This is a genomic window from uncultured Zhongshania sp. (assembly GCF_963975605.1).
In the GTDB taxonomy this organism is placed as follows: Bacteria; Pseudomonadota; Gammaproteobacteria; order Pseudomonadales; family Spongiibacteraceae; genus Spongiibacter; species Spongiibacter aquimaris.
The window spans coordinates 125839-149710 of sequence record NZ_CAXBHN010000005.1; the positions used below are offsets into that span (position 1 = coordinate 125839).

A 23872-nucleotide genomic window follows, 5' to 3' on the forward strand; every position below is an offset into this window, starting at 1 on the left:
AATGTTACTTAAATTTAGAAAACATACTATTTTTAGTCAAATACTGATTGCGGGTATATCACCAGCAATTGTCATATTTATATCTCTTTTTACTTATTCATTGATAAGTCGACTTAATGACGCCGCCGTAAATCAGAGAGAAATTGCCACAAGAATTGCAGAAAATATTGCCGCATCTAGTGAGTTAGCAATCATAAGTGGAAATGACACTCAACTTATTGAAATCATGCGATCAGCTATAAACAAAGATATAACAGCAATAACCGTTGTAAATTTACTTACAGAAAATAAAGTATATCTAAAGTCTAATCACAGAAGTCATCAATCATTTGAATTAATAACAGTACCTATATTCCAGAGTAGAGTAGACATCAGTGACTCTTTTACGGGCGATATTAATACATCTATAAAATCACAAAAAGAAATTGGCACCGTAACGATAGAGCAGTCGAAAGATCAGTTAGAGAAACTACAAAAACGAATCGTTATTGTTTCTAGTAGCATAGGAGCACTTTCTATTTTCTTGTGTATTCTCCTAGCTTGGGTAATAAGTAGACGAATATCAAAACCACTGGCCGAAATAAACATATTTACAAAGAATATATCTTTAGGGAATCTTGGTAGTCGACTCAAAGTGAAAGGAGAGGGCGAGTTATGCGAGTTACAAAATCATATTAATGAAATGACTATGAATCTCGAGGCTCAGCAAGCTGAACTCACCAGTCGATTGCAGCAACTGCAACTTGCAAAAACCTTGGCAGATGAAGCGAATAATGCAAAGAGCTTGTTCTTGGCTACGATGACCCATGAACTTCGCACGCCCATGAATGGCGCTCTTGGTATGCTGCAACTGCTATCAACCACGGAATTAAATCAGGAACAAAGTAATTATATAGAAATAGCTAAAAGCTCCAGTGAACACTTATTAAATATTGTAAATAATATTTTGGATTTTTCAAAAATAGAGAAAGGTGATCTTAAACTCGACTCCCATCTTTACTCACCGACGACTCTGTTTGACATGCATTTAACGCCATTAATCTACGAAGCGAAAAACAAAGGAGTTGAGCTAAACTACAGCGTGTCCTCAAAATTACGGTCAGTAAATGTTTATGGTGACGACACCCGAGTTCGCCAAATCGTTCTTAACCTCGCGTCAAACGCTGTGAAGTTTACCCACAGCGGAAATATAAACATTAGATTAGACAGCGAGGAAATAAATGCAAAAGAATTGCTATTAACGCTCAGTGTTGAGGATACAGGTATTGGTATCGACGAATCAGATCAGCTCATTGTATTTGACAGTTTTCGGCAGGCTGACGGATCTAGAAAGCGGCGTTACGGCGGTTCTGGCTTAGGCTTAGCGATTGTTAAGCGTTTATGCTCGCTTATGCAGGCTGAGCTTAAAATGGACAGTAAGCTAGGAGAAGGTACCCAATTCACCATTAAATGGAAATGTCGGTACGAAGCTGTTCAAGCGATAGATGAAACGACAACTCAAGAAAATGTTCTAGCCGGTAAAACGGTGTTGATCGTTGAAGACAACCCAGTCAATCAAATGCTGGTGGCAAATACAGTAAAACGCTGGGACATGATTGCCTTAACGGCAAACAACGGCCAGGAGTGCTTAATTGAACTACAGAAACAGCACGTCGATATTGTCCTGATGGATTTACAGATGCCCACTATGGATGGCTATGAGGCAAGTATAAATATAAGGCAAAACGCTGAGTATGCTGCTATCCCAATCATTGCGTTAACCGCAAATAGCATACAAGAAGACAAAGACCGTTGCTTTTCGGTTGGCATGAACGATTTTTTAAGCAAACCCGTCTCATTAAATGTTCTAAAAGAGAAAATCAGTTATTGGCTCAGCTCATAAAGCGCTGGGAAAACACCAATTAAGTATGTGGGTAAGTGACTCAAATAAGCACTCTTACCCACAGGGAAAATAAAGCTAGCAACTTATCCACATTTCATCCACAAAAGACCAGCATGATTTTGACACCTTATCTGTGGATAAACCCTCTACTTATCATTGGTATAACTCTATATTTATCAGAGTGTTAAGTTAGTTATTAACAAAATACGCTTCCCTAATAACTATATTTAAAGTAAAGAAATAAGATAATAAGAATACATATGTATATACATTATTAACTAAAGATACTTGATTAAAATTTCACCAATTCATTGCAGCAGGCTTAGATCCACGTATAATTTCGCGTCTTCATTCAAACTCATTTTCAGGTGTTTCGTGGATTATCCGCAAAGCTACGACGTAATTGTTATTGGTGGTGGTCACGCTGGTACGGAAGCAGCGCTCGCTGCAGCAAGAATGGGTTGTGCGACCTTATTGCTTACTCACAATATTGAAACCCTGGGGCAAATGTCATGTAACCCCGCTATTGGGGGTATCGGAAAAAGTCACCTTGTTAAAGAAATTGATGCCTTAGGTGGCGCGATGGCAAAAGCCACCGATTTGGGTGGTATACAATTTCGAGTATTAAATGCTCGTAAAGGCCCCGCAGTAAGGGCAACACGTGCACAAGCAGACCGAATTCTTTACAAAGCGGCAATACGCACAATTTTAGAAAATCAGCCAAATTTAGCTATTTTTCAACAAGCTGTTGATGATTTAATTGTTGAAAATGAAGAAGTTAGAGGTGTTGTTACCAATATTGGTCTGCGCTTTTTTAGTAAAACGGTTGTTTTAACCGCAGGGACCTTTCTTGGCGGTAAAATTCATATTGGCTTAGATAACCACAGCGGTGGTAGAGCAGGTGATCCACCATCACTCGCTTTAGCACAGCGCTTACGCGAGCTACCTTTCCGAGTTGATAGACTAAAAACCGGCACACCACCGCGAATAGATGCGAAATCAGTAAACTTTACAGGTTTAGAAGCCCAGTGGGGCGACACACCAAGACCCGTGATGTCGTATTTAGGAAACCAACAACAGCATCCCGAACAAGTATGTTGTTGGATTACCCATACCAATGAGCAAACCCACGATATTATTCGCGGCGGTCTAGATCGCTCACCGATGTATACCGGTGTGATAGAAGGAATTGGGCCACGGTATTGCCCATCGATCGAAGACAAGGTTCATCGCTTTGCGGATAAAAATTCACATCAAGTATTCATAGAGCCAGAAGGCTTAAATACGCACGAGCTTTACCCCAACGGTATTTCAACTAGTCTGCCTTTTGATGTTCAGCTGAATCTAGTTAGATCGATCAAGGGCTTCGAAAATGCCCACATGACCCGCCCTGGTTATGCGATTGAATACGATTATTTTGAACCTAGGGATTTAAAGTACTCACTGGAAACCAAGTTTATACGCGGTTTGTTCTTTGCTGGCCAAATTAATGGCACCACAGGTTACGAGGAGGCCGCAGCACAGGGCTTACTGGCTGGAGCTAATGCAGCTCTGCAAGCACAGGGCAAGGAAGCGTGGTGCCCGCGTAGGGATGAAGCGTATATCGGTGTTTTGGTTGATGACTTAATTACCATGGGTACCCGCGAGCCCTATCGGATGTTTACCTCGAGGGCCGAGTATCGCCTATTGCTGCGAGAAGATAATGCGGATTTACGATTAACAGCAAAGGGCCGAGAGCTGGGTTTAGTTGATGATACTCGCTGGGCTGTATTCTCAGAGAAATGTGAAAACATTGAACGAGAAAGAGCGCGCTTAGCGTCTTTTTGGGTGCAACCAGGCAGTGATGCCGCGAATGCCTTAAATACCAAGATAGAAAAACCACTAAGCCACGAATACAATTTGTTGGAGTTGCTTAAACGGCCTGAATTGAAATACGCCGATATCGCTGCCTTAGTAGCTAGCCCTGAAAATGAGGTTTGTGAACAAGTCAGTGAACAAATTGAGATCGGTGTTAAGTACGCCGGTTATATCGATAGACAGCAAGAAGAGATCGACCGTTTGCGGCGGTATGAGAACACTAGATTGCCTTTGGATTTTGATTATTCGATTATCGAAGGTCTGTCTAATGAGGTAAAACAAAAATTGGGTAATACGCGGCCACAGACCTTAGCGCAAGCGTCACGGATACCCGGCGTTACGCCTGCCGCAGTATCTTTGTTATTGGTTTACTTAAAAAAACGCGGACTGCTTGATAGGAAATCAGCCTGAGTGGAAGGAATTAAACAAGGATTACTAGGTGGCATTGCAGAGTTAGGTATAGCGGTCTCTGATCAGCAAGTCGACTTATTGCTTGATTACTTAAACTTACTGCAAAAATGGAATAAAGCGTACAACCTCACCGCTATTCGCGATCCTCAGGCAATGGTAAGCAAGCATCTTTTAGATAGTTTGAGTATCGCACCTTATATCTTGAGCGACCGTTATTTAGATGTTGGCACGGGTGCGGGTTTACCGGGTATACCGTTAGCGATACTGTTCCCACATAAGCATTTTTCGCTGCTGGATAGCAACGGCAAGAAAACGCGGTTTTTGATTGAGGTACGCCAGCAACTGAAACTCCTCAATGTGAGTATTTACTCAGAGCGCGTTGAGCACTTCAAAGCCGAAGCGCGTTATGATGGTATTTTATCGAGAGCATTCGCATCCTTACGCGATATGATCGATGGTTGTGAAGGGCATCTCACCGAAGATGGTCGACTCTTCGCGATGAAGGGTGTTTTTCCTGATACAGAGTTGAGTCAGCTCCCAAAACACTTTATCGTCGAGGCTTCTTACGCCTTGTCGGTGCCAAATGTAGAGGAAGAGCGGCATTTAATCGTGCTGGCCCGTCATTGAAACGTTGGCGTCTTTGAACCATTTGTAGAGAAAAATTGGTTTCTGGCAGGGAAAACGGCGGGGAATGAGGGCGTTTATAGACTTAAATGGCCCATTCTGCACGATGTTGACATAGTGCTTGGGCAAAAGAGCAATCCTGCAAAGGTCTCTCAAAGTAAAACTGAAGGAAAATCCAGTGGCCAAGGTATACGCAATTACCAATCAAAAAGGTGGTGTCGGTAAAACGACAACTAGCGTAAATCTGGCTGCATCCTTAGCGGCAACCAAACGTAGAATTCTATTGATTGACCTAGACCCGCAAGGTAATGCAACGATGGGTTGCGGGGTAGATAAAAGCAGTGTTGAGTACTCGGTTTACGATGTACTTGTCGCAAATAAACCGATTAGCGAATGTATTGTAGACGCACCAGAATGTGGTTTTTCCATTTTGCCGTCCAATCAAGATCTAACTGCTGCAGAAGTAGAATTAATCAATGAAATCGGTCGTGAGTTTCGTCTGCGCGAAGCGTTGAATGCCGTTGCTGATCAATATGACTATGTGTTGATCGACTGCCCGCCGTCCTTAAACATGTTAACTGTTAATGCACTTGCCGCTGCAACCGGCGTGATCATTCCTATGCAGTGTGAATACTATGCCCTGGAAGGTCTAAGCGCGTTAATTAATACGGTTAATCGGGTCAAGCAGCTAATAAATCCGGCCTTAGAAATCGAGGGGATATTGCGTACCATGTACGATGGCCGCAACGGCTTGACCAATCAAGTAACCGACGAACTGCGTCGTCATTTTGGTAATAAAGTTTATAGCACCGTCATTCCGCGTAATGTCCGCCTTGCCGAAGCGCCAAGTCATGGCTTGCCGATTTTGTTTTATGATAAGCAGTCTAAGGGGGCATTGGCCTACTTAGCGTTAGCTGGCGAAGTATTACGCCGCGCAACGGCGCAAGATACAAGCGCGAACACACAGGCTGAACAAATACATGGTTAAAAAAAGAGGATTGGGCCGCGGGCTAGATGCACTGCTAGGGGCTTCTGCCACACCGGTATCAATAAACCCCGAACTGGCTGGCGTCGATCTCGCTAAACGTGAGAATTCGGAAGGCCAGTCTGAGTCAGCTACGCCGACTACCGACGGCACTTTGCGTAATTTGCCTATCGAATTTATGCAGCGTGGTCGCTATCAGCCCCGTCGTGATATGCAGCCAGAAGCGCTGGAAGAGTTGGCAAACTCCATTCGGTCACAGGGGATTATGCAACCGATTGTGGTTCGTCCAATTGATGGTGGCCGCTACGAGATAATTGCTGGCGAGCGCCGCTGGCGAGCCTCCCAGTTGGCGGGTTTAGATTCGGTTCCAGCATTGATTCGCGACGTAGCCGACGAAGCCGCCGCTGCGATGGCGCTAATTGAAAATCTGCAACGTGAAGACCTTAATCCCATGGAAGAAGCCTTGGCCATGGTACGGTTACAAAAGGAATTTGAGTTAACCCACGCTGAAATTGCCCAATTAGTCGGTAAATCACGAACCACAATCACGAATTTATTACGTTTGACGGGCTTGCGAGAAGAAGTCCAAAAACTATTAGAAAATGGCGATATTGAAATGGGTCACGCCCGCGCTTTGCTGGGCGTCGCGCAAGAGCAGCAATCTGCTGCTGCATCTACAGTTGTTAGCAAGGGACTTTCGGTACGGCAAACAGAGGCTTTGGTTCGCCGCTTGGCAGAAGAGAAGTTACAAGATAAAACCAAAAAGCCAGTTGCCCTTGATCCTGACATAAAACAACTGCAAGAAAGTCTCTCTGAACGACTAGGGTCACCGGTATCGATTCAACACACCGCAAAGGGGCGCGGTACTCTCACAATTAAGTACACTAATCTCGATGAGCTAGACGGTATTTTAAATCACATAAAATAGCTTATTTTGTGTACAGTGCAATAAGACCCTACATTATGTAGTGTTTTATGACACATGTTCTACGTTGTAACTGGGTAAATTATTGATTTTAAGAGTATTAAATAGATTTTGTGAATAAATGACATATAAGTCATAAGCACTTAAATTGGTTGAATATTGCTTATATAGCCCATATAATTCGCCCCGTTTTTTGAACAAGCAGTACGAGCACGAAGTAAGCCATTATTTGACATTCGCGGTGGCATAGATGACAGCAGGAAATGAGCGGAAAGTTCCGCGCGCTGCTCATAAAATAGCTAGACCGCCGATACTAAAGATATACGGTTTGCAATGTGCGCTTGTGCTGTTAAGCAGTTTCATACTGTTCCCCGTGGATAAGGTTATGGCCTATTCCGCAGTCATAGGGGGAATGATTTCCGTAGTGCCGAATGCATATTTCGCGCGCCAAGTATTTCGTTACACTGGCGCGGCATTCGCACGCGAGGTAGCTCGGTCTTTTTACCGAGGCGAATCCGGAAAGTTTGTGACAACAGTGATGTTGTTTGCAGCAACGTTTGCATTAGTACAGCCGTTACAGGTGTTTGTCTTATTTCTGGCATATTTGATCGTTATGCTGCTGAACGCTGTAATACTTGCCCGCTACGCTTTGCGGGGCAACAGAATTTAAAACTTTGGTCAACGCGTTAACATTTACGAGAGTGACACATGGCAGGTGAATCGCAATCCACCGTTGGTTATATCCAGCACCATCTTACCAATCTAACTTATGGCAAACTTCCTGCCGGTTATGAACGTCTCGACGAATCGGGTCATGTTCATGAAGTACTGACACAAGATACGTGGACCTTGGCCCACAGCGGCGCTGAAGCTTCAGATATGGGTTTCATGGCAATTCACGTCGACTCAATGTTGTGGTCTATCGGTCTTGGTTTTTTGTTTTTAGTCATATTTGCTCGTATTGCTAAGCGCGCTCATAGCGGTGTGCCGCGTGGCGCTCAAAACATACTTGAAATGATCATCGGTTTTATTGATCAAACCGTTAAAGACGGCTTTCATCACAAAAATGCCATGATAGCTCCAATGGCATTGACCATTTTCATGTGGATTCTGTTAATGAATACCATGGACTTGGTACCGGTTGACTGGATTCCTGCCTTTATGGCCTGGGTGACTGGCAATCCGCACTTCTTCTTTAAAGTCGTTCCAACTACTGACCCGAACGTAACCTTAGGTATGGGTTTCACCGTGTTCGGATTGATGGTGTACTTCACCATCGCCAAGAAAGGCCTTATGGGCTTTGTTAAAGAGCTGACTTTGCACCCATTCCACAGCCCTAAATGGTATGTAAATATTTTATTGGTGCCTATTAACTTTGCACTAGAAGCTATTTCTTGGATATCTAAACCAATTTCATTAGGTCTTCGGTTATTCGGCAACATGTATGCCGGCGAAATGATCTTTATCTTGATTGCGACTATGTTTGGTGCCGGTTTGGTACTGGGTATATTTGCCGGTGTGTTGCAGTGGGCGTGGGCAGTATTCCACATTCTTGTTATCACACTACAAGCTTTCGTCTTCATGGTTCTGACCATTGTCTACATGGCAACGGCGCATCAAATTGAAGAAGAAGACCAGTTTCACTGATTTACATTTTTATTAACTTAAAGTTGAAAGTAGGAGAACTACCATGGGTTTAGCACTGATCGCTGTTGCGTTAATGATTGGTTTTGGCGCACTGGGCACGGCAATTGGCTTTGCAATTTTGGGTGGCAAATTGCTGGAAGGTTCAGCACGTCAACCAGAACTAGCACCAATGCTGCAAGGCAAAATGTTCCTGATCGCTGGTCTGCTTGATGCGGTTCCAATGATCGGCGTTGGTATTGCGATGTACGTACTGTTTGTTGTTGTTCCTGGTCTGCCAGCTTAATTGCAAGCAGCTAAAAAACACCAACAGCAAATTCATACAGCAGAGGTATCGGCGTGAATATTAATCTCACACTGATTGGACAATCGATCAGCTTTCTGTTCTTTGTGTGGTTCTCCTACAAATTTGTATGGGGTGCCATTCGCACAGCGATGGATGAGCGTGAAAAGCAAATCGCTGATGGTCTGGATGCTGCGGATCGCGCGGGTCGTGACCTTGAGTTAGCTCAAGAAAAAGCGACCAAGCAATTACGCGAAGCGAAAGCAGAGGCGGCAACAATTATTGATGCTGCTAATAAGCGCGCTAGCCAGATCGTTGAAGAAGCGAAAGACGTAGCACGAACAGAGGGCGAACGCCTGAAGGCGGCTGCTGAAGCACAGATTGAGCAAGACGTGAACCGCGCTAAAGAACAGCTGCGTTCACAAGTTGCCAAGCTTGCTTTGGTTGGCGCTGAGAAAGTGCTTGAAGCATCTATCGATGAGTCTGTTCATAAAGACATGGTCGACAAGCTGGCCGCAAGCCTTTAAGCGAGGTTGATCATGGCGGAATTAAGCACAACAGCTAGACCCTATGCTAAAGCGGCCTTTGAGTACGCTTTAGCAGCATCGACGTTGGGAGAGTGGTCTGCAATGCTGGCAACAGCGGCAGCCGTATCCCAACAACCGGAAGTGATGAAGTTTTTAAGCTCTCCGGCGATGACAACCGATCAGCAAGCGCAAACGTTTATCGACGTATGTGCTGATACATTTAATGCTGGCGGACAAAACTTCATCAAGATTCTCGCAGAGAACAAGCGCTTGGGCTTACTCCCAACAATAAGCGAATTGTTCGAAGCGCAAAAGGCCATCCAGGAACGTACAGTGGATGTAGAACTGACAACAGCGTTCGCGTTGGATTCAGAGTCTGAGAAGCGTCTTGCTGAAGTTTTAGGCAAAAAATTGGCACGCGAAGTTCATGTTCACACTACCGTCGATCCCTTGTTATTGGGCGGCGTGATTGTGAAAGCAGGGGACTTGGTAATAGATGGCTCGGTGCGCGGTCGCTTAGCGAAACTCGCTGAAGCAATAAATTCCTGAGCGTTTAGAGAATAGGATTGAGGAACAGAGCATGCAGCAACTGAATCCATCCGAGATTAGCGATATTATCAAACAGCGCATCGATAAATTAGATGTGTCTGCTCAAGCCCAGAATGAGGGCACGGTAGTATCCGTATCTGACGGTATCGTACGTATCCACGGTTTAACCGAGGTGATGTACGGTGAAATGATCGAGTTTGAAGGTGGCCGTTTTGGTATGGCCCTTAACCTTGAGCGCGATTCTGTAGGTGCCGTAGTACTAGGTGACTACTTAGGAATTGCCGAAGGTCAAACCTGTAAATGTACAGGTCGTATCTTAGAAGTACCGGTTGGTCCTGAATTACAAGGTCGCGTTGTTGACGCACTGGGTAATCCAATCGACGGTAAAGGTCCTATCAACGCAAAATTGACCGACGCAATTGAAAAAGTTGCTCCCGGCGTAATTTGGCGTAAATCGGTAGACCAGCCAGTGCAGATCGGTCTTAAAGCCGTTGATGCGATGGTACCAATCGGTCGTGGCCAGCGTGAGCTGATCATCGGTGACCGCCAAATCGGTAAAACAGCAATTGCTGTCGACGCTATCATTAACCAGAAATCGTCTGGTATTAAATGTGTGTACGTCGCTATCGGTCAGAAAGCTTCTTCTATTGCGGCAGTAGTGCGTAAATTAGAAGAGCACGGCGCTATGGACCACACCGTGGTTGTTGCGGCGACGGCTTCTGATCCAGCATCTATGCAGTTCATTGCACCGTTCACTGGTTGCACCATTGGTGAGTACTACCGCGATCGCGGCGAAGACGCACTGATCATTTATGATGATTTGACCAAGCAGGCTTGGGCCTACCGTCAAATCTCCCTGTTATTGCGTCGTCCACCGGGTCGTGAAGCTTATCCCGGCGACGTTTTTTACCTCCACTCTCGTTTGCTTGAGCGCGCAGCCCGCGTTTCAGAGGATTACGTAGAGAAGTTCACCAACGGTGAAGTAAAAGGTAAAACAGGTTCATTAACGGCTCTGCCAGTTATCGAAACCCAAGCGGGTGACGTATCGGCTTTCGTACCGACCAACGTCATCTCTATCACCGACGGTCAGATCTTCGTTGAAACCGATATGTTCAACTCAGGCATTCGTCCTGCGATGAACGCAGGTATTTCGGTTTCGCGGGTTGGTGGTGCAGCACAGACAAAGATTATTAAGAAATTGTCTGGTGGTATTCGTACCGCATTGGCTCAGTACCGTGAATTGGCGGCGTTCTCGCAGTTTGCTTCTGATCTAGATGAAGCGACCAAAGCTCAGTTGTCACAAGGTGAGCGCGTTACCGAATTGATGAAGCAGAAACAGTACAGCCCCCTCAGCATTGCTGAAATGGGTCTGTCTTTGTACTGCGCCAACGAAGGCCATCTGAAAAACGTTGAAGTTGCTAAGATTCTAGATTTTGAATCAGCAATTTTATCTTTCGCCAACAGTGAATACGCTGCGGTAATGAAAGAAATCAACGACAGCGGTAACTGGAACGCAGAACTGGAAGGCAAGTTCAAAGAACTCGTTGAAAAGTTCAAGGCAACTCAGACTTGGTAAGACGTTAAGCTGCGCGCAAGCGCAGCTTTTCTGCTTGAGGATTGTTGAATCATGGCAGGTGCAAAAGAGATACGCACCCAGATATCCAGCATCAAGAGCACGCAAAAAATCACTAGCGCCATGGAAATGGTTGCGGCGAGTAAAATGCGTAAAGCTCAAGATCGCATGGAATTGGGTAAACCCTACGCTCAGCGCATGCGCGCTGTGGTGGGTCATATCGCCAATGCAAATCCAGAGTACCGTCATCAGTATATGACTGAGCGGGAAGTTAAACGCGTCGGTTATGTCATTGTCTCTACTGACCGCGGCTTGTGCGGTGGTTTGAATACCAATGTATTCAAAAAAGCCATCAAAGCAATGCAGGGCTGGTCAGAAAAGAACGTAGAAATTGATTTGTGCTTAATCGGGAGTAAAGCCGGTGCATTCTTCAAGAGCTATGGTGGCAACGTTGTTGCAGCGGCAAAAGATATGGGTGAAGCACCCAGCGTTGCTGATTTGATTGGCAGTGTAAAAGTTATGCTCGACGCTTACGGCGAAGGCAAAATAGATCGCCTGTATCTGGTTGGTAATGAGTTTGTGAACACCATGACTCAAAACCCATTTGTAAACCAGCTACTGCCTCTGGAAGCAGAGCAAGACGACAGCTTAAAACACCACTGGGATTATATTTACGAGCCCAGCCCTGAAGAATTACTGGAAGGCTTACTGACTCGTTATGTTGAGTCACAGGTTTACCAGACAGTGGTTGAGAACGGTGCTTGTGAACAGGCAGCTCGAATGATCGCGATGAAGAACGCGACAGACAATGCCGGCGATATTATCGACGGTCTGCAGCTGGTTTATAACAAAGCACGTCAGGCGGCGATTACCCAGGAACTGTCGGAAATCGTGAGTGGTGCAGCGGCGGTAGCGTCGTAAGATTTTTCACCACTGAAACAGAATTTGATTATTTAAGGTTTTGAAGAGGAACCGGACATGAGTAGCGGACGTATCGTACAAGTTATCGGCGCCGTTATCGACGTGGAATTTCCACGCGATGCGGTACCACAGGTCTATGATGCACTGTTGGTTGCTGACAGCGGTCTGACCCTGGAAGTGCAACAGCAATTAGGAGACGGCGTAGTTCGTACCATCGCCCTCGGTTCTTCTGAAGGATTGCGTCGTGGCCTTAACGTAAACAACACTAAAGAAAAGATCATGGTACCCGTGGGCATCGAAACCCTGGGTCGGATCATGGACGTGTTGGGCAACCCAATTGACGAATGTGGCCCCATCGGTGAAAAAGAGCGTATGCCTATTCACCGTAAAGCGCCTGCTTACGAAGAATTAGCGGCGTCTTCTGACCTACTCGAAACTGGTATTAAGGTTATCGACTTGGTTTGCCCATTCGCTAAGGGCGGTAAAGTTGGTCTATTCGGTGGTGCGGGTGTTGGTAAAACCGTCAACATGATGGAATTGATCAACAACATCGCATCTGAGCACAGCGGTCTGTCTGTATTTGCCGGTGTTGGTGAGCGTACCCGTGAAGGTAACGACTTCTACCACGAAATGCAGGAATCTGGCGTTGTTAACGTTCAAGACTTCAGCAAATCAAAAGTAGCAATGGTTTACGGCCAGATGAACGAGCCACCGGGCAACCGTCTGCGTGTAGCACTGACTGGTTTGACCATGGCTGAAAAATTCCGTGACGAAGGTCGTGACGTACTGTTGTTCGTTGACAACATCTACCGTTACACCTTGGCTGGTACAGAAGTATCTGCACTGTTAGGCCGTATGCCTTCAGCGGTAGGTTACCAGCCAACACTGGCAGAAGAGATGGGTGCACTTCAGGAGCGTATTACCTCCACGAAGACAGGTTCTATCACATCTATTCAGGCGGTATACGTACCGGCGGATGACTTGACTGACCCTTCACCAGCAACCACGTTTGCTCACCTTGACTCAACCGTTACTTTGAGCCGGGACATCGCTTCTAAAGGTATTTACCCTGCGGTAGATCCTCTGGACTCCACCTCACGTCAGCTCGATCCGCTGATTGTTGGTGCAGAGCACTATGAAGTTGCCCGCGGTGTACAGATGGTATTGCAGCGCTATAAAGAGCTGAAAGACATCATCGCGATCCTTGGTATGGACGAATTGTCTGAAGAAGACAAAACAACTGTAGAACGCGCACGTAAAATTGAGCGTTTCTTGTCACAGCCTTTCCACGTTGCTGAAATCTTCACCGGCAGCCCAGGAAAGTATGTATCTCTGAAAGATACTATTGCTGGCTTTAAAGGCATTCTCGGTGGTGATTACGATCACCTTCCTGAGCAGGCTTTCTACATGGTTGGTACCATCGACGAAGCAATCGAGAAAGCGGCTAAACTGTAAGCTCGCACTAGCGAGCTTTATGCCTGAGAGGCGAAAATATGGCTATGACTATTCATTGTGACATCGTGAGTGCAGAAGCAGAGTTGTTCTCTGGCCGTGCCAAGCTGATTGTTGCAAACGGTACTCAGGGTGACCTGGGTGTGACTTATGGTCACGCGCCGTTGCTAACATCCTTGGAACCAGGTCCGGTACGTATCGTACAAGACAACGGCGAAGAGATTATTTTCTACGTGTCTGGCGGTTTTCTGGAAGTACAACCCAATGTGGTGAGTATTCTTGCAGATACGGCTATGCGTGCTGGCGACCTCGACGAGGCAGCGGCACTAGAGGCGCAGAAACACGCTCAACAAGCGATGTTGAATCAAAGTGCAGATGTTGATTACTCCCGTGCAGCAGCGCAGTTAGCGGCAGCATCGGCTCAGCTTCGGACTTTGCAGCAAATTCGTAAGTCACTAAGTAAATAGTACGGTTTAACCGTATTAGAAAAAGGGCGGCTCTGGCCGCCCTTTTTTGTTTCCGTTACTATCTCCTGCTATATCCTTTTATCGGTAAACGCGCGCAACAGCAAAAGGTTAAATAATGACACTAGACGTAGTGATTCTGGCCGCAGGTCAGGGCAGCCGAATGCGCTCCAAGATCCCTAAAGTGCTGCATGAAATTGCCGGTAAGAGCATGCTGAGGCACGTTGTCGACGTCGCCGAAAAAATTGGCGCCGATAGAAGCCATATTGTGATCGGTCATGGCGCTGATTTGGTTAAAGAAAGTCTCGCCGGACAAAATATAAAATGGTCTCTGCAAGCGGAACAAAAAGGTACCGGCCACGCTGTAGCCCAAGCGTTGCCAGTCATCCCGGAGGATAGCCGCGTTCTTATTCTCTATGGTGACGTGCCGCTTATTTCGTCGCAAACCCTCGATGCATTGCTTGAGACCGCCTGCGCCGACACCCTTGCGCTGCTTACCGTGTATTTAGACAAGCCAACGGGCTATGGCCGTATTATTCGCGACGGTAATAATAATGTTATTGCGATTGTCGAACAAAAAGACGCGACGCCAGAACAGCTATTAGTAAAAGAAGTAAACACCGGGATTATGTCGGTAAGCGCTAAGAAGCTAAATCAATGGCTGCCAAGGCTTAAGTCAAATAATGCTCAGGGCGAATATTATTTAACCGATATTGTCGCCATGGCTGTCGCCGATAGCGTTGCCATTAAAGTAAGTCACGCGGCACATCCCATGGAAGTGCAGGGCGCTAATACCCGCTCACAACTGCAATTACTTGAGCGCTATTACCAAGGGCATCTTGCTGAAGCGCTAATGGTTCAAGGTGCTAGCTTAGCCGATGCTACACGAATAGATATCCGTGGTAATTTACAAACTGGCGAAGATGTTTTTATTGATGTGAATTGCGTTTTCGAAGGTGACGTTGTGTTGGGCGACGGCGTAAGCATTGGCCCAAATTGCCATATTATTGATTCAAACATTGCTGCGAACTGTGAAATTAAATCTAACTCTGTTATTGAAGGTGCAAGCTTAGCCGCATCCTGCACGATTGGACCCTTTGCACGTTTGAGGCCAGGTACGGTATTGGCCGAAGAAGTTAAAATTGGCAATTTTGTAGAAACGAAAAGAGCAAACATTGGCCGCGCAAGTAAAGTGAGTCATTTAAGTTATATCGGTGATGCCGAAATAGGACGCGATGTTAATGTGGGTGCAGGAACGATTACCTGTAACTACGATGGCGTTAATAAATTTAAAACCGAAATTGCAGATAACACTTTTGTGGGGTCAAACACCGCACTTGTAGCGCCGGTTAAGGTGGGCAAGGGCGCAACCATTGGCGCCGGATCAACCATTACTGGCAATATTGCCGATGGTGAATTAGCGGTAGCGCGCGCTAAGCAGCGTAATATCACTGGGTGGAAACGGCCAGAAAAAAAGCCCCGTGATTAACTGCAAAAACAGAATTTAAAAAGGGAACGACACATGTGTGGCATTGTAGGTGCAGTAGCGCAGCGCGAAGTTTCAGGTATCTTATTAGAAGGTTTGCGACGCCTAGAATATCGCGGCTACGATTCAGCTGGCATGGCGATTATCGATCCCAGTGGCCAGATACAAAATCGTAAGCGGGTTGGCAAAGTTGAAATACTTTCCGACGAGCTCTCCGAAAGCCCTTTGCACGGTCGCGTGGGTATTGCTCATACTCGCTGGGCTACCCACGGCCAACCGTCGGAAGAAAACGCCCATCCCCATGTCTCAGGTAACATTGCACTAGTTCACAACGGCATTATTGAAAACCATGCTGAACTTAAAATCCGTCTGCAAAAGTTGGATTACGTATTTGTATCCCAAACCGACACCGAGACCATTGTTCACCTAATACACCATTACTATCAAACAACGCAGAACTTGATGGAGGCGCTTAAGTTAGCGATTGCTGATTTACACGGGGCCTACGGACTAGCGGTTATTCACTCTAGTGAACCAGAAAAAATTATTTGCGCCCGCAAGGGTAGTCCTTTAGTCATCGGCATTGGTATTGGCGAGAATTTTATTGCCTCTGACCAGCTTGCCTTACGTCAGGTAACCGACCGTTTTGTGTATTTAGAAGAGGGCGATGTAGCTGAAATCACGCCGGAACAATACTCTATTTTTAACGCTGAATTTACGCCAGTTTCTCGCGATATAACACAAATCGATGCGGCCGCGGAATCGGTGGATAAGGGCCACTATCGGCACTTCATGCTCAAGGAAATTTACGAGCAGCCCTCCGTGATACGCCGGTCTTTAGCAGGCAGATTGGGTAGCAAAAAAATACTTGTTGAAGCAATGGGCTCACATGCGGGTGAGATATTACAGAATATTTCCTCCGTACAGATAGTGGCCTGCGGCACGAGTTATCATGCAGGTATGGTTGCTAAATATTGGATAGAAGGTTTAGCGGGCGTGCCTTGTCGTGTTGAAGTTGCTAGTGAATTTCGCTACCGGAAATTTAAAGTTCAAGACAATACGCTGTTTATTACTATCTCTCAATCAGGTGAAACCGCAGATACATTAGCCGCACTAAGGCTTGCTAAAACGCTGGGCTATTCAGCATCACTTACCGTATGCAATGTTGCTCAAAGCTCTTTAGTTAGAGAGTCAGATTTATACCTAATGACAGAGGCCGGCCCAGAAATTGGCGTTGCTTCCACAAAGGCATTTACAACACAGTTAGTCGCACTTTTGTTTTTAACGGTAGCGCTTGGCCGCCATCACGATATGAGTAGTGAGCAAGAAGAAGACATTGTGGCAGCGCTGAATGCGCTCCCGGATCTTTTAGCTGAGACCTTAGAATTAAATTTAGATATTAAAAAAATGTCTAATGCCTTCGCAGAAAAACATCACGCGCTTTTCTTGGGGCGAGGCGCGCAATGGCCTGTTGCAATGGAAGGCGCATTGAAATTAAAAGAAATATCTTATATCCACGCAGAAAGCTATCCGGCTGGGGAACTTAAACATGGCCCGTTAGCGCTGGTTGATGCAGATATGCCGGTTATTGCGGTAGCACCAAATGATGAGTTATTAGAAAAATTAAAATCTAATATTGAAGAAGTTCAAGCGCGCGGTGGTCAATTATTTGTGTTCAGTGATAAAGCAGCTGGTTTCAAAGCCGCTAAGGGCATGAATATTATTGAGCTTCCCCATGTTAACGATGTTATCGCGCCGATAATCTATACCATTCCTTTGCAATTATTGTCTTATCATGTGGCAATTCTCAAAGGTACAGATGTCGATCAGCCTCGGAATTTGGCTAAATCTGTAACAGTGGAATAACGTACAAAATAAGAAGCGACTGATGATAAAGAACAATATGGACTGTCCATTGCCAATATAAACTGTCTGATTGCCATTTAGTAGCAATATAGGCTGTCCTATATTTTTAACGCTTGGTCAATCATATGTTGATTTGTAGGGATTGTGGATCGTTAACTAAGGCTGACATCTTCTTTCTCCTCGAGCTTTCTGAAATGATGCGTATGCGGTCACCAGAAAAGAAATGGCGCTGTTCACTACTCGCGCCATATTTATTGATGCTAGTTATTTTCTAACCAGTCTAGGATCAGCGCGTTCACTTCCTGTGCACGATCGAGCATCACCCAGTGCGAGCCACCTTCGATGCGTTCATAGCGCCAATCGGCATCCATGAGTGCGCCGCTGGTTTTGATCTGGTCTTCCCATAGGTAAGTGTCGCCGCTACTCCAAATCCCTAATGTTGGAACTTGGCCTTTACGCGGTTCGGATTCGCCGGAGACCATGGCCAGATAAAAAGAAGACATCTGATTGGCCCGATCCCAGTTCAGCATGCCGTTGAGGGCGCTGGGATTCTGCATGCGTGACCACACTTCATCGATTTCTGGATGGGTCGGAATAATGAAGTGCTTGAAGAACTCGCCGTCTTTGGCCGCGTAGAGACTGGCGGTATCGGGCTGGCCGTTCAGGTACATGTACCAGCTTTCCTTGACCTCTTCCGGGCCGGACATGCTCATCATGCGATCGGGGTGGCCGACGGAAACAGCGACATGTCGCCGGAAGCGTTCTGGTAGGTTTAGCACTAGCTCCCAGCTGACAAAAGCGCCCCAGTCATGGCCGATGACATCGACCTGCTTCAATTCGAGTGCGTCCAGCAGGGCGACCATGTCGCCAATGATCAGTTCGCCCTGATAACGTGCGGTTTCCTGTGGTTTGTCAGTCTGTCCATAGCCGATCATGTCGGGTGCGATAACACGGTAGCCGGCCTTCACCAGGGCGTCTATCTGATAGCGCCAGACACTGGCAGTGTCTGGTTGGCCGTGCAGCAGCAGCACGACGTTATCGCCTGCGCCAGCATCGATTACATGGTAGTTGATGCCATTGAGGGATATTTCCTTGCTCGGAAATGAGGTGGCGACAATAGTATTGTTGGTGTTCTTATTCATGAGTAACTCCGATAGAAGGATTACGTAACAGGTGAATGCCTGTGAGCAGGGCCCATAACGGCAATAAAAGAATGAAAATGAGTTGAACAAGTTCGAATACAACAGTGAGGCCGAGCACGCTGGTCACGAAGGCGGTTGCATAGCACAGGCCAACGAACATCAGTAGCCGACCAAAAGGCATGCCAGAGCGGTGGATGGCTCTCCCGACCACTACGCCCCACAGGCCCATGACGGGACCTTCCAGCTTCCAGAGCCCCTGGGCCGCATGGCTTATAGCCAGCCAGGCTTTTTCGCTAGCGGCCTGAGACATTGAATCGCCCGCGGCGTGCGCCACGACCAATGGATGCAGGGTAGAAAACTGGATGCCGGCACCGGCGGTGCCGAGGATGACGTAGACCACGATGCACAGCAGGGCCATGTCCATGGGTACGCCATGATCAGGGCGTAGACGTGCCCAGAAGTAGGCACCGATGATCAGGAACGGCAGATAAAAACCGAGGCAGTCGAGGATCATGGCTAGCCAGAACTGGTCAATGGCAGTCGTCGGTAGAGCCAGAAATTCAGCCGGCCGCAGAACCATGCCGAAGTCGCCGCCAGTCGCCGCAGCGTAGAAGCCGGCACAGGCCCAGGCCTGGATGGCGGCGATGATGGCGGCCCAGGCAGTGAACTGCCGGCCGTCAGAGTAGTTGCTAGTATTTTGCATATCTTTATTCCTGAATCTGAACGGGATGACTTGCCAGGTACTGCGCGATGGCGTCAATGTCGGTGTCCGACAGAGCAGCCGTTATGGTTGGCATTGTTCCGGATGGGTCGGCTCGTCTGCCGTCGCGATAAGCCTGCAATTGGTTGACGAGGTAATCGAAGCCCTGACCAGCTAGTCGTGGGAAGCTGCCCTGACCGGCAAAATTCGGACCGTGGCAGGCGATACAGCCGCCTTGCTTTACTAGATCTTTACCGGCATCGCGCAAGGCAGGATTGGCCTGGAGCGAGGAATTGGCCACGACAGGCTGTGTGGCGAAATAAGCTGCGAGCTGTTCGATTTCGTCTTTGCTGAGGGTGGCCGCGAGTGGTGACATATTCGGGTTGGCACGTGTGCCGCTGGCAAAGGCCTGCATCTGCTCAACTATATAGGCTGCGGGCTGGCCGGCAAGGTCGGGATAAAGTTGGTTAATGCTGTCGCCTTGATTGCCATGACAGGACATACAGGCCTGATGCAGTTGTGGCCATGCGCCACCGCGTTCGATATCGGCTTCGCTCATGGCGACCACCGCTTGGCTAAAGCGGTAGTAGCCCAGCAGCTCAGGCCCGAGTAGCGCGCCGCCACCGACTAGCACTGCCAATACGATCAGGCCCATCAGGGACAAGCGGCTCATACCCAGGTTCCGGTGTTTCATGCGGACCTCCGCAGATTATTCAGGGCCTGCAATGCGGCGCGGTGGCCGGAACGCACGGCGCCATCCATATAGCCGGCCCAGATTCCGGCGGTTTCCGTGCCCGACCAGATCAAGCGTCCGACCGATGGGTGCAGGGCCTCGCCATGCTGCGTCCAGAAGCCCGGCGGGATGGCCGATACGCAGCTGAGTATCCACGGGTCCTGCCCCCAGTCGTGGTCGTGGTACTGGATTGGATGCAGGGCTTCTTCGCCGAGTGCGCGGGCATAGATCTCACTCAGTATTTTTTCTGCCTGTTGGTGATCGGCAGGCAGCATGGATTGCGCCACGAAGGCATTGATGACGCCAGTCGAAGCGTCTTCAGGAGAATTGTCATAGGCCCAGAAAATAGGACCCTGTGCCTGCATGATGTGGCCGTTTAGCCCTTTGTCTCGCCAGAAGGGTTTTTTGTACACGTGCGCCACTTTGCGGGCGGGGGAATGCGCGGGCCACTGACGTTGTAGTTCCTGCCGGGGTGTAGGCAGTACCGGATCAAAGTCGATCTGCTGGCACATCGCTGGCGACATCGCGAGGATGATTTGCCGTGCATGCACGATGCCAGTATCGGTCTCGAGCGTCACCACCGACTGATCCCAGTCGCGAATTCGGCGCACGGGCGAAGCGGTACGAACCTTGTCTCCCAGCGCTTCGGCCATCTTCAGGCTGAGGACTTGCGAGCCGCCAGAAATGCGGGTTTCCTGTGCACTGTCCTTGATGGAGTCGAGGCGATCGTAGCGGCTGTCGGCCGAATTGATCATCGACAGGAAATGCAAAAAGCCCATCTTGGCCGGCATCACACCCCCGGTCAGGAAGGAAGAAATGCTCCAGCCTATGCGATCCTCGGGCGAAAAGCCTTGCTGCGCCAGCCAGTCGCCCAGCGACATTTTATCCAATTCGGCAGCACGCTCCGCTTTCCAGGGCGCGCCGGAAGGGACACCGCGGGCCAGCTCATCAAGCTTGGCGGCAATCTTCATGTCGGTACCGAAAGTGCCGCCCAGATCGACGGATGCCTGTCCGTCACCGGCCATGAAAGTGGTTTTGCCTTGGTAATACGTTGGGAAAGTGCCGATGCCCAGTTCCCGTGTCAGATCGGCGATAGCGGTCTGGCCGGGCCCGATCCATTGGCCACCGGCTTCAGAGAACTGATCATTGCCCAGGTCGTGATTCAGGGTGCGACCACCGACGCGATCCATTGCCTCCAGCACCACGAAGGATTCGCAGCCAGCGCGTTGCAGATCACGCGCTGCCGTCAGGCCAGCCAGTCCACCACCCAAGATGGCGACATCGACCACATGATCGCTTGCGCCTGTCGCCTTTTCATCTGCGGCAAAGGCTCTTGCTGCTGGCAGGGCGGTAAAGGCAGTTGCACCGGCCGCCACCTGTAGAAAATTCCGGCGGCTGAATTTATTGTTGTTGCCACGACCGGTCATATCTATCTCCCAAGCTTCTTCATGATGGTCTCCTGGACGCGGCGGCTACCACCGCCACTACGCGGTAGCACTCGTTACGCATAAATTAGCCGTTGAAGGCGGTTAGATCTTGCGGCTCGATGCCATTGTCTTCGCAGAACTTCAAGTAACGCTGCATGCCGGTTTTCCAATTTTCAATGGCGATGACGTTGTTGTTGTCATCCAGATAAACCAGATCGCCGACGATGACGTTAAACACTATTACCTCGCCCTGATTAAGGGCCACAGGTGTATGCTCCGAAGAGGCTGTTTCGTAGACCACTGTATTTGGGCCCGCGGTCCAGTCATGTTCCTTGTACTTCCACTTGCCGGTCAGAGTATAGGCAATGACCGTGCCGCTGTGATGGTGGCGCGGCATTTCCATGTCGCCCGGGGCTTTCAGGAATACAATCATCTCGTCGGTGATGGGGTTGAATTTGACGTATTTCAGCATCACCTCAGGACTGTAGGGGGTGAAGGGAATCCAGGGCAGTGATTCCAGATCAATACAACCAGTGTCAATGTTTTCAAAGTTCATGTTCGGTCTCCTGTGTGAATATGAACAGTATTCACACTGTTAGGCTCTGAGACTTGCCATTTTCTGACAAGCTGTTGATATTTTTACCTCGGTGTTGTCCGCCTGAAATACAGGCGGCATGCGTTTCCAGATTTCTAATCGCACTTCCACACCCGTGGCATAGCGATCACCCCTATGCCTGCAAATCAGTCGGCCAAGAGTAAGCACCGAGCTGTTCGCGTAGCAGTAGTTTGCTGACCTTGCCGGTGGCGGTGTGCGGAATTTCGTCGACGAATACCACATCGTCTGGAATACAGAACTTGGCCACCTTGCCGGGATACTGCGCGAGGATATCTTCGCGAGTCACTTCCTGATCGGCTTTCTTCACCACTGCAATCAGCGGGCGCTCGTCCCACTTGGGGTGTTTAACGCCAATGACGGCGGCCTCGGCCACGGCTGGGTGGCCCATAGCGATGTTCTCCAGTTCAATGGAACTGATCCACTCGCCGCCGGACTTGATCACGTCCTTGGAGCGGTCGGTGATTTGCATGAAGCCGTCCTGATCAAGGTTGGCCACATCACCGGTGGGAAACCAGCCGTTTTCCAGCGGGCTGTCGTCCTTGCCGAAGTACTGGTTGACCACCCAGTGGCCGCGTACCAGCAAATCGCCGGCGGCCTGACCATCGCGCGGTAGTTCATTGCCATCGCCATCGACAATTTTCAGATCGATGCCGAAGGGCGGACGGCCCTGCTTGGTTTCCAGCGCGAATCGGTCTGCGTCGCTGAGTGTCAGATGCCGCTGTTTTAAGGTATTAACCGCCCCCAGCGGCGACAGCTCGGTCATTCCCCAGGCATGCTGCAACTTGATGCTGTATTCGTTTTTAAAACTCTGCATCAGCGCCGGTGGGCAGGCTGCACCGCCCACGATCATGCGTTTGACTGTAGATAGCTTTGTGCCGGTCGACAGAAGGTGTTGCAGTACGCCTAGCCACACGGTCGGTACACCAGCGGTAAAGGTGACGCCTTCATTCTCGAACAGCTCGCACAGGCTGGCCCCGTCCATGCCCGCCCCGGGGAACACCAGCTTGGCGCCGACCATGGGCGCGGCATAGGGAATGCCCCAGGCGTTGACGTGGAACATGGGCACGACGGGCAGCACGGCATCGCTGGCCGACAGGTTCATGGAGTCCGGCATAGCGCTGGAAAAGGCATGCAGCAGCGTAGAGCGATGTGAGTACAGAACCCCCTTCGGATTACCCGTGGTGCCGGAGGTGTAACACAGGGCGCAGGCGCTGTTTTCATCCAGCTGCGGCCAGGCAAAGTCATTCGACTCGGCGACCAGCAGGTCTTCGTAGCACAGCAGGTTCGGAACGTTCAGTTCCGGCATGTGCTCACGATCGGTCATCGCAACCCAGTGCTTGACGCTCGGGCATTGGGCGGCAACAGCCTCAATCAGTGGGGCGAAAGTCAGATCGAAAAACAGGATCTGGTCTTCGGCGTCGTTGACGATCCAGGCGATTTGTTCTGGGAACAGGCGGGGATTGACGGTGTGGGTAATCGCACCCATACCGGAGATGGCGTAGTACAGCTCGAAATGACGATAGCCGTTCCAGGCCAGGGTACCAACTCGATCACCGGTCTGGATGCCGAGTGTCTGCAGGGCATTGGCTAACTGCTTGGAACGCTGATGGGCATCGGCATAGGTATACCGGTGAACGCCATTATTTATCGCGCCGCCGTCGTCGGCGCTTAGTCCTTCCACTGTGCGTGATACGATCTCGGTATCGCCGTGAAAACGCTCTGCGTGTTCGATCAGTGAAGACACGATCAACGGTTGATTCATCATCTGGCCTTGCATGGTTTCTTCCTTATAAAGTTAGTTCTCA

22 protein-coding genes are annotated in these 23872 nt (G+C 48.6%); 16 read left to right on the forward strand and 6 right to left on the reverse strand.

The annotated features are described in order from the left end of the window. Nucleotide 1 precedes the first annotated feature (1 nt). From AAC007_RS07060 to glmS, 16 genes are all read left to right on the forward strand, one after another. Complete coding sequence (locus tag AAC007_RS07060; protein ID WP_339675542.1) at nucleotides 2–1882, forward strand: response regulator; 1881 nt, start codon at nucleotides 2–4, stop codon at nucleotides 1880–1882. Nucleotides 1883–2257: 375 nt separating this feature from the next. Then, complete coding sequence (gene mnmG / locus AAC007_RS07065) at nucleotides 2258–4150, forward strand: tRNA uridine-5-carboxymethylaminomethyl(34) synthesis enzyme MnmG (protein WP_339675544.1); 1893 nt, start codon at nucleotides 2258–2260, stop codon at nucleotides 4148–4150. Then, entirely contained in the window at nucleotides 4151–4777 is a 627-nt protein-coding gene (gene rsmG / locus AAC007_RS07070; RefSeq protein ID WP_296435094.1) for a 16S rRNA (guanine(527)-N(7))-methyltransferase RsmG, read from the forward strand. 175 nt (nucleotides 4778–4952) lie between these two features. Next, nucleotides 4953–5762 carry a ParA family protein gene (locus AAC007_RS07075; RefSeq protein ID WP_339675548.1) on the forward strand — a complete coding sequence of 270 codons (810 nt, stop codon included), beginning with the start codon at nucleotides 4953–4955 and terminating at the stop codon, nucleotides 5760–5762. After that, nucleotides 5755–6687 carry a ParB/RepB/Spo0J family partition protein gene (locus tag AAC007_RS07080; RefSeq protein ID WP_339675550.1) on the forward strand — a complete coding sequence of 311 codons (933 nt, stop codon included), beginning with the start codon at nucleotides 5755–5757 and terminating at the stop codon, nucleotides 6685–6687. Before AAC007_RS07075 ends, AAC007_RS07080 begins: the two co-directional genes overlap by 8 nt. 247 nt (nucleotides 6688–6934) lie before the next feature. Then, nucleotides 6935–7354, forward strand: a complete 420-nt coding sequence (locus AAC007_RS07085) for an ATP synthase subunit I (protein WP_296435093.1) — start codon at nucleotides 6935–6937, stop codon at nucleotides 7352–7354. Nucleotides 7355–7392: 38 nt separating this feature from the next. Then, entirely contained in the window at nucleotides 7393–8331 is a 939-nt protein-coding gene (gene atpB / locus AAC007_RS07090) for a F0F1 ATP synthase subunit A (protein ID WP_339675553.1), read from the forward strand. Between the two features lie 43 nt (nucleotides 8332–8374). After that, entirely contained in the window at nucleotides 8375–8614 is a 240-nt protein-coding gene (atpE, locus tag AAC007_RS07095) for a F0F1 ATP synthase subunit C (RefSeq protein ID WP_008253083.1), read from the forward strand. Between the two features lie 53 nt (nucleotides 8615–8667). After that, on the forward strand, nucleotides 8668–9138 hold the full coding sequence (locus AAC007_RS07100; RefSeq protein ID WP_123181780.1) for a F0F1 ATP synthase subunit B: 471 nt from the start codon (nucleotides 8668–8670) through the stop codon (nucleotides 9136–9138). 12 nt (nucleotides 9139–9150) lie between these two features. Then, nucleotides 9151–9687, forward strand: coding sequence for a F0F1 ATP synthase subunit delta (locus tag AAC007_RS07105; protein ID WP_339675560.1), 537 nt, complete (start codon nucleotides 9151–9153; stop codon nucleotides 9685–9687). 31 nt (nucleotides 9688–9718) lie between these two features. Then, a complete protein-coding gene (atpA, locus tag AAC007_RS07110) occupies nucleotides 9719–11263 on the forward strand; it encodes a F0F1 ATP synthase subunit alpha (RefSeq protein WP_339675562.1) in 1545 nt (514 codons plus the stop codon). A gap of 51 nt (nucleotides 11264–11314) precedes the next feature. After that, nucleotides 11315–12181 carry a F0F1 ATP synthase subunit gamma gene (atpG, locus tag AAC007_RS07115; protein ID WP_295873301.1) on the forward strand — a complete coding sequence of 289 codons (867 nt, stop codon included), beginning with the start codon at nucleotides 11315–11317 and terminating at the stop codon, nucleotides 12179–12181. A gap of 57 nt (nucleotides 12182–12238) precedes the next feature. Continuing rightward, a complete protein-coding gene (gene atpD / locus AAC007_RS07120; protein WP_295873298.1) occupies nucleotides 12239–13636 on the forward strand; it encodes a F0F1 ATP synthase subunit beta in 1398 nt (465 codons plus the stop codon). Nucleotides 13637–13674: 38 nt separating this feature from the next. Beyond that, nucleotides 13675–14100 carry a F0F1 ATP synthase subunit epsilon gene (locus AAC007_RS07125; RefSeq protein ID WP_103685058.1) on the forward strand — a complete coding sequence of 142 codons (426 nt, stop codon included), beginning with the start codon at nucleotides 13675–13677 and terminating at the stop codon, nucleotides 14098–14100. 115 nt (nucleotides 14101–14215) lie between these two features. Continuing rightward, complete coding sequence (glmU, locus tag AAC007_RS07130; RefSeq protein ID WP_339675566.1) at nucleotides 14216–15586, forward strand: bifunctional UDP-N-acetylglucosamine diphosphorylase/glucosamine-1-phosphate N-acetyltransferase GlmU; 1371 nt, start codon at nucleotides 14216–14218, stop codon at nucleotides 15584–15586. A 33-nt stretch (nucleotides 15587–15619) separates the two neighbouring features. Next, nucleotides 15620–17449 (forward strand): glutamine--fructose-6-phosphate transaminase (isomerizing), encoded by a 1830-nt coding sequence (gene glmS / locus AAC007_RS07135; protein WP_296436633.1) that lies wholly within the window; start codon nucleotides 15620–15622, stop codon nucleotides 17447–17449. A 260-nt stretch (nucleotides 17450–17709) separates the two neighbouring features. Here the strand turns inward: glmS and AAC007_RS07140 are convergent, their stop codons facing one another. The 6 genes from AAC007_RS07140 to AAC007_RS07165 form a co-directional block, all read right to left on the reverse strand. Continuing rightward, nucleotides 17710–18591 carry an alpha/beta hydrolase gene (locus tag AAC007_RS07140; protein WP_339675568.1) on the reverse strand — a complete coding sequence of 294 codons (882 nt, stop codon included), beginning with the start codon at nucleotides 18589–18591 and terminating at the stop codon, nucleotides 17710–17712. After that, nucleotides 18584–19294 carry a hypothetical protein gene (locus tag AAC007_RS07145; protein ID WP_339675570.1) on the reverse strand — a complete coding sequence of 237 codons (711 nt, stop codon included), beginning with the start codon at nucleotides 19292–19294 and terminating at the stop codon, nucleotides 18584–18586. Before AAC007_RS07145 ends, AAC007_RS07140 begins: the two co-directional genes overlap by 8 nt. Before the next feature lie 4 nt (nucleotides 19295–19298). Continuing rightward, entirely contained in the window at nucleotides 19299–19985 is a 687-nt protein-coding gene (locus AAC007_RS07150) for a c-type cytochrome (RefSeq protein WP_339675572.1), read from the reverse strand. Beyond that, entirely contained in the window at nucleotides 19982–21451 is a 1470-nt protein-coding gene (locus AAC007_RS07155) for an FAD-dependent oxidoreductase (RefSeq protein ID WP_339675573.1), read from the reverse strand. The genes AAC007_RS07150 and AAC007_RS07155 overlap by 4 nt, the downstream gene beginning before the upstream one ends. 85 nt (nucleotides 21452–21536) lie before the next feature. Then, entirely contained in the window at nucleotides 21537–22007 is a 471-nt protein-coding gene (locus AAC007_RS07160) for a 2,4'-dihydroxyacetophenone dioxygenase family protein (protein ID WP_339675575.1), read from the reverse strand. Nucleotides 22008–22179: 172 nt separating this feature from the next. Continuing rightward, the gene (locus AAC007_RS07165) at nucleotides 22180–23844 is read right to left on the reverse strand and encodes a 3-(methylthio)propionyl-CoA ligase (RefSeq protein ID WP_339675577.1); all 1665 of its coding nucleotides are present in this window, start codon (nucleotides 23842–23844) and stop codon (nucleotides 22180–22182) included. Nucleotides 23845–23872: the final 28 nt, after the last annotated feature.